The sequence below is a fragment of the Moorena sp. SIO4A5 genome, from assembly GCF_010672005.1.
Classification (GTDB): domain Bacteria; phylum Cyanobacteriota; class Cyanobacteriia; order Cyanobacteriales; family Coleofasciculaceae; genus Moorena.
The window spans coordinates 1-6,046 of record NZ_JAAHHZ010000282.1; the positions used below are offsets into that span (position 1 = coordinate 1).

The window sequence follows — 6,046 nt, forward strand, 5'->3', positions numbered from 1 at the left end:
TCTGGCATATATCGAGAATATCCTTAATGACCAAGACGCTTATGAAGCACAAATAAAGGGCATCGCCAGTTTCGTCTTTAGCGTATTTGATACTAATGGGGATGAGCAACTGGATTTGGAGGAATACAGACAATGGTATCGAAGCGCCGGACGTGATGAAAATTTTGCTAACGAGGTATTCAAACGGCTCAATTTAAAGGATGATGACTCCATTTCTAAAGAAAAACATATCGAGCTGCTCGATCAATTCTTCCGTAGTGAAGATCCAGAAGCACCTGGTAATTTTGTCTTTGGTAAAGGGTAGATAGAACTGCGTGCATCTCATTTTTGTAAGTGAGATGCACCTCCCTACTCCCAGATCCGCTGTTCCCTTTGCTAAAGCAATTTTCCCCTTTTTACTACTCCCTAAATTCCCAATTTCCAATTCATAATCATGCAGGTGCCAACTAGTTCCTTCGACAAAATCAGTCCCACAGCTTTACTAGTGGCTTATGCCAGACAGTTTACCGATATTCCTTATTCCCAAGAATTGGCACAATTGGTTAATGCTCAAGCTTTCGTGGAGCAGTTACAAAAACAACAGTCCGATAAATCCTTTGAAGTAGCAGTTTTATTTGAAGGTCGGTATAAAGCTATCAATCAAGTGATGGCTCAATTTCAAACAACTCAAATCCTTGAACTAGCCTCCGGCTTGGTGCCACGGGGCATGGTAATGTCTGGTGACCCTTCTACAACTTTTATCGAGAGTGATTTACCAGGGATGATAACGGGCAAACAGCAACTGGTGAAACAGCTAGTTGGCGTACGCTCAAACTTGCACTTTGTTGGGATTGATGCCACTAGTCAACCCAGCCAATTCCCTCTCGATGTAGATTATCTAGATTCCCAAAAGCCCATTACTGTAGTATGCGAGGGACTACTGCTGTACCTGACATTTAATCAAAAACAGCGGTTGTTTGCTAATGTCCGGGAGTTGCTTCAGGTTTATGGTGGTGTGTGGATAACCCCTGATTTAATCACAAAAGAATATTTGAGTAGGGTACGGGGAAATAGCCCAGCTTGGCAAAAATTGAGCCAGACAGTCAGAGGGATGACAGCCACCTCAGACACAGATACTATCTTTGACAATTTCGATCAGGTTAGGCAGTTTTTAACGGAGCAAGGGTTTCAGCTTCAGGAATATAGTATGCTCAATGTATTAGACCAAGTAACTTGCTTGCAACCCTTGGGGATTAATCCTGCTGTTGCTGAATCTATACTCGCGGATTCATTTGTGTTTGTGCTTACTCCCGATATCGGAAGTTAAATAAGCGCGTTGATCGCAGTAATCAGGTACAGTATTATTTGAGGCTGATTCCCTGAAAACCATCTTGACTATTGCCAATAGCCATGCATGCCTTTTGCCTTAAAAGGATAAGCTTTGTCATCATCAGTATGAAAATGCTATACCAGGGTTGGCTTCAAGGATCACAACTGGAGACTCCATCGGTAAAATTCGCTGCAACTTGAAGTCAGACTGAGCCAAAAGTCTGCTAAACTCTAGCTCAGTCCGTTCTTTACCTCCTAAAGATACCATCATTGATATGTCAAACCATTTGGCAGGGTGGAAATCATTACCGGCAGGGAGCATTTCGAGAATGAGAAGCTTACCATGTGGTGTGATGGCTTTTCGGCAACAACGTAACAGTTCTGTTGCCTGCTCGTCGCTCCAGTTGTGCAGAATATGCTTCATTAGGTAAATATCATGACCAGCTGGGATCGATTCAAAAAAGCTACCTGTCACCAGATCGCATCGCTTGCTCACACCTTTTTCTGCTAGAAACCGCAGCGCTCCTTCAAAGATAGATCCAAAACAGATGAAGCTCCATTCTAATCAATATCAAACTTGAGCCCAGAAGCCTTCATTCGTTCAGCATATAAAGCATCGAACTGTTCATTTTGAGCAACTGTGAATTTTTCTTTCCACGAACCTATCACACCTTTTCGGAAAAAACTGCTGGGTTTCAAGAACTCGTGCATATTACTAAACTTATCATCCTTCATGTTTTTGAAAGATGTTTTATCCTTGATTTGATTAATTAGTTCAGGGGATAAGGGATATCCTAAGAAATCTGCGATTTTTTTGATCTCAGCATCAAACTCTTTTTTCAGATCTTCATATTTCAGAAATAGAATATTCTCAGCATTTCGATGCTCCCACCAACTCAGGACATGTTTGAACCAATCACCCCGTTGAACTTTTCCTTCCATAAACATCTCAAACCAATGTTCCCACGGCCCTGAATAATTACCTGCCCATGCTCTATCACTCTCGAAATAATAATAGGACACGACAACATCTTTAGGGTTCCTGGCAATATAGATGTATTTACATGGATTCTTGACTGGATTACCACCGACTGCCATTTGATAAGGCATATGACTCTTAAATATTCTCGGTGAAGGAAAGGCTTCCAGCTCACTTCTGCTCCGTGGATAAGGCCAAGAACTCGCCACCCAATGAAGGCTATCTCGTAAAGTTTTATCAGAAGGAATTTCTCCTTGCTGGACAATCAACAGAAGGATATAAGATAACCAAGATGAACCGGACTTTGGATATGAGATGAAACAGACATCTTCAGGACGAGTTTCTAGCGTTCGGGACAAATTGTATCTATCAGGCGTGGTATAAGGTGGAACGACAAGACCATCCAGAATGCGATATTTGTACCCATATTCTCCCACCTGTATGTCGTCAAGTATTTCAGCATGTAATTGATCTTCGTATCCAGCTATTTTTACAGTTGTCGTTGATTGTATCTCATTCATAACTTTGTCCATTCTGGCCGTAAAGATCCTAGAATAATTATTCTATAGCAATATGATTTGATTTATTCCGCTCCTGAGCGGGTTAATTAATTAATGAATGCTTCCTACACCACGAGAACGCAGGTGGGGGTGTCCGTCTTAGTTACAAGGTTTTATCCGAAGCGACAGGCGGCATTCTCGCGCCTGTTGCCAGGACTTTTGCGCTTACTATTCCCCCAAGTCGTTGTCTTGATGCAGTCGCTCATGGTTTTGGGTCTGTGTGCGGAACCTGCGTCCGCACCTTGTAAGCCCCGTGGAAACCACGGCAGTTGCTCATGGGGGGAACCACGGCAGTCGCTCATGGGGGAAACCCCCAAGACCGCGCTGCCTCCCCAAGACCGCACTGCCTCCCCAAGACCGCGCTGCATCGCTTCCGCTATGGGGCTTGTATTTAGAAACTTTTACCTAGAGTCTGACGTTTATGAACCGACTAGACAGGAAAAACAGGTTTGATGCCCTATCGTGAGAGGTCGTGCCTCTAGGTTGCTCAGAATCTTGTTCTGCCCTTTGCCGTACCACTCAACATAAATCAATTATATCACAATTTGCCGCTCAAAGACCCCCACCTGCGTTCTCGTGGTGGGGGAATGCGTCGCTCATTTTTGTTCAATTAGGTCTTAGGAGACGCGCAGAAATAACTTACCAATTGAGAAGTTAGAAATAATTCCATTGCTGGTAAATTGGATTATGAAGAGATTTTTAGATGGTTGGGGTTTTGAGCGGGGGATGGGGTATCACTTAGTTCAACCACCATCAATAGTATTAGTGCGCTCGTTAAGTCAAATCATGGAGATGTCAATCATCGAGTCGCTCAGAATCAAGTTTGAGGCATTAGTTCCTTACATGAATGAAAAGCTGAGACGATTGTGGGCAGCATCGGAAGCAGTGGCACTAGGTGAAGATGGAATAGAGCTGGTAGTCTTTGCCACAGGCATTGGTGCCAAAACAGTCAAAGAAGGTATCAAAGAGCTACAGGAACCGTTGAGTAGTGTGGCGATTGTTGCTCCATCAACTAGGCTCAGAAAACCTGGAGGAGGCAGAAAGAGCTATGATACTATCTTTGACAATTTCGATCAGGTTAGGCAGTTTTTAACGGAGCAAGGCTTTCAGCTTCAGGGGTATAGTATGCTCAATGTATTAGACCAACTAACTTGCTTGCAACCCTTGGGGATTAATCCTACTGTTGCTGAATCTATACTCGCGGATTCATTTGTCTTTGCGCTTACTCCCAACATCGGAGGTTAAATTGTATGTTAGATTGCATCGTGATTGGAGCAGGGCCAGCCGGTATAGTTACTACCAAAGAATTACTAGAGCAAGGAGTAGGCGAGGTAGTATGTTTAGAGCAAGCAGAGGATTTGGGCGGGGTTTATGCCCATGCCTACGACAGTTTAGTGCTGACTAGTTCTTGCGCATTTAGTATGTTTTCTGACTTCTGGATAGGTGATGGTAATCAGCACAAATTCTGGACAAAGAACGAAGCGGTTGACTATTGGAAGAGCTATGGCAAACATTTTGGTGTTTTAGAGAAAATTCGTTTCAACTCCAAAGTTGTAGCAGTCACTCCCGAAGACAATCAAGGGTGGAAAGTTCAACTAGCATCTGGAGAGATTTTGCACTCAAAACGGGTAGCTTTGGCAATTGGTAACAACAGTATCTCAAATTATCCAGAGTGGAAAGACTTATTAACTGAAGTGGAGTTTTCCCATTCCAAGGAATATCGTAATGCCGATAACTTTGTGGGCAAAACCGTATTAGTAGTTGGGGGAGGTGAGTCAGCTTCAGACATAGCCCTAGAACTATCTGGTGTCGCCAACAAGTGCTGGATCAGCCTTCGCAATTCAGCTGGGTGGATAATACCCAGGAAGAGAGGTGACTATGCTGCCGATACTGCTAGCCATCGCGGTGTATACGGTCTACCAAGGGACTATGGAGATACTTTGACCCAATTGCTCTTTAAAAAGTGGTTGAGCCAAAATGATCCAACTTACGACATGGCAGTTAAACTTAATCAGAAGGTTAAGGCTAAAAAAGGGGTCTGGGGGACATACGCAACTAAAAATATCTCCTTACCCAAGGCAATTGTCTATCACGGCTGTCAAGTGGTCGGCGAAATAGTGAAGGTAAAAGATGGTGGCAGAACATTGATAGCGGCTGATGGAGAAACCCTTGAAAACGTGGATGCGGTAGTATTTTGTACGGGCTACAAAAACTATGTGTCTTTCCTGCCTAAGCACTTGAGAAAAACTGACCCCCGGAGTCTTTACAAACATATCTTTCATGCCTTGTATCGGGATAAAATCGCTTGGATTGGCTGGGCACGTCCAGCCATTGGCAGTCAGTTTCCTCTTACGGAAATGCAAGCGAGATTTTTTGCCTTGATTTGCACTGGGGAACGAACTCTTCCCGCTTCTGAGGAAATGGAGCAGGTGGCATCTATTGATAAAGCCAAATATTTACAACAGTTTGAACATAATGCCACTCGCATCCGAAGCTTGCTTGATTATCATATATACATCGACGAGCTAGCTGATTTAATCGGGTGCAAACCGCCCTTGTGGAAATACTTTTTATTACATCCTCGGCTCTGGTTTACCATCGTATATGGTCCGACCCAAGGTACTCAGTTTCGTTTACGAGGACCAGGCCAAAAGAAAGCCTTGGCTCAAGAGCTGATCAAGAAGTTACCAGTGATTCCATTCAATAATCACGTTATCAAAGCTGGTCTAAGAGGTCGTGTGATTTATGGGTTCAAGGCTCTAGTTAAGGGGTTGTTGAATCCGCTCTATTTTGCTAGGAATTTGGCCAAAAACAAAGCTCAATCAGCCTAAGCATTCAGCGGTCAGCAGTCAGCGGTCAGCGGTCAGCTTAAAATAAACCTCTTTAGGGAGAATTTAATAGTTCGAGGTAAGCTATCAGCTATCAGCTGATAGCTGATAGCTTACTTCCCAGGTAGCAGCCAGATCGATCTGATTGAAGATAGAAAACAGCTGATAGCTGTTCGCGTAGCGTGCGCGTAGCGCTTAAGCTGACGGCTGACGGCTGACAGCTGACGTAGGGAGTAAACCCTAGAGTCAAGTTTTGTATCATTTAAGTTAACTCTGCTAACTTAATCCTCTTGAATGCCATGACTGACAATGTTCTTGACGTCCGTAATCTGAAAGTCCAATTCCAAACCGATGTAAAACAGGTCACAGCC

The 6,046-nt window shown here is 43.7% G+C and carries 8 protein-coding genes; 4 read left to right on the plus strand and 4 right to left on the minus strand.

Annotated elements, in window-relative coordinates; translation table 11 throughout:
- Both F6K57_RS34975 and F6K57_RS34980 read left to right on the plus strand, forming a co-directional pair.
- On the plus strand, positions 1-304 hold a 304-nt coding region (locus F6K57_RS34975), incomplete at its 5' end, for a hypothetical protein (protein ID WP_293072580.1).
- A gap of 129 nt (positions 305-433) precedes the next feature.
- The gene (locus F6K57_RS34980) at positions 434-1,306 is read left to right on the plus strand and encodes a class I SAM-dependent methyltransferase (RefSeq protein WP_229415499.1); all 873 of its coding nucleotides are present in this window, start codon (positions 434-436) and stop codon (positions 1,304-1,306) included.
- Positions 1,307-1,429: 123 nt separating this feature from the next.
- Here F6K57_RS34980 and F6K57_RS34985 read toward each other — a convergent pair whose 3' ends face one another.
- From F6K57_RS34985 to F6K57_RS34995, 3 genes are all read right to left on the minus strand, one after another.
- Positions 1,430-1,858, minus strand: a complete 429-nt coding sequence (locus F6K57_RS34985) for a methyltransferase (protein WP_081431383.1) — start codon at positions 1,856-1,858, stop codon at positions 1,430-1,432.
- Positions 1,859-1,869: 11 nt separating this feature from the next.
- Complete coding sequence (locus F6K57_RS34990; protein ID WP_075904537.1) at positions 1,870-2,820, minus strand: sulfotransferase domain-containing protein; 951 nt, start codon at positions 2,818-2,820, stop codon at positions 1,870-1,872.
- A 140-nt stretch (positions 2,821-2,960) separates the two neighbouring features.
- On the minus strand, positions 2,961-3,215 hold the full coding sequence (locus F6K57_RS34995; protein WP_293072583.1) for a hypothetical protein: 255 nt from the start codon (positions 3,213-3,215) through the stop codon (positions 2,961-2,963).
- Between the two features lie 319 nt (positions 3,216-3,534).
- On the opposite strand from F6K57_RS34995, the gene F6K57_RS35000 reads away from it, so the two are divergent.
- Complete coding sequence (locus tag F6K57_RS35000) at positions 3,535-4,092, plus strand: hypothetical protein (protein ID WP_075904539.1); 558 nt, start codon at positions 3,535-3,537, stop codon at positions 4,090-4,092.
- Between the two features lie 5 nt (positions 4,093-4,097).
- Positions 4,098-5,678, plus strand: coding sequence for an NAD(P)-binding domain-containing protein (locus tag F6K57_RS35005; RefSeq protein WP_293072584.1), 1,581 nt, complete (start codon positions 4,098-4,100; stop codon positions 5,676-5,678).
- 91 nt (positions 5,679-5,769) lie between these two features.
- Here the strand turns inward: F6K57_RS35005 and F6K57_RS35010 are convergent, their stop codons facing one another.
- A complete protein-coding gene (locus tag F6K57_RS35010) occupies positions 5,770-5,937 on the minus strand; it encodes a hypothetical protein (protein ID WP_158069829.1) in 168 nt (55 codons plus the stop codon).
- Positions 5,938-6,046: the final 109 nt, after the last annotated feature.

Excerpts from the sequence above, each read along its gene's own strand:
- F6K57_RS34980 (WP_229415499.1), top strand. The coding sequence starts at position 434 with ATGCAGGTGCCAACTAGTTCCTTCGACAAAATCAGTCCCACAGCTTTA.
- F6K57_RS34990 (WP_075904537.1), bottom strand. The coding sequence starts at position 2,820 with ATGGACAAAGTTATGAATGAGATACAATCAACGACAACTGTAAAAATA.
- F6K57_RS34995 (WP_293072583.1), bottom strand. The coding sequence starts at position 3,215 with ATGCAGCGCGGTCTTGGGGAGGCAGTGCGGTCTTGGGGAGGCAGCGCG.
- F6K57_RS35000 (WP_075904539.1), top strand. The coding sequence starts at position 3,535 with ATGAAGAGATTTTTAGATGGTTGGGGTTTTGAGCGGGGGATGGGGTAT.
- F6K57_RS35005 (WP_293072584.1), top strand. The coding sequence starts at position 4,098 with ATGTTAGATTGCATCGTGATTGGAGCAGGGCCAGCCGGTATAGTTACT.
- F6K57_RS35010 (WP_158069829.1), bottom strand. The coding sequence starts at position 5,937 with ATGATACAAAACTTGACTCTAGGGTTTACTCCCTACGTCAGCTGTCAG.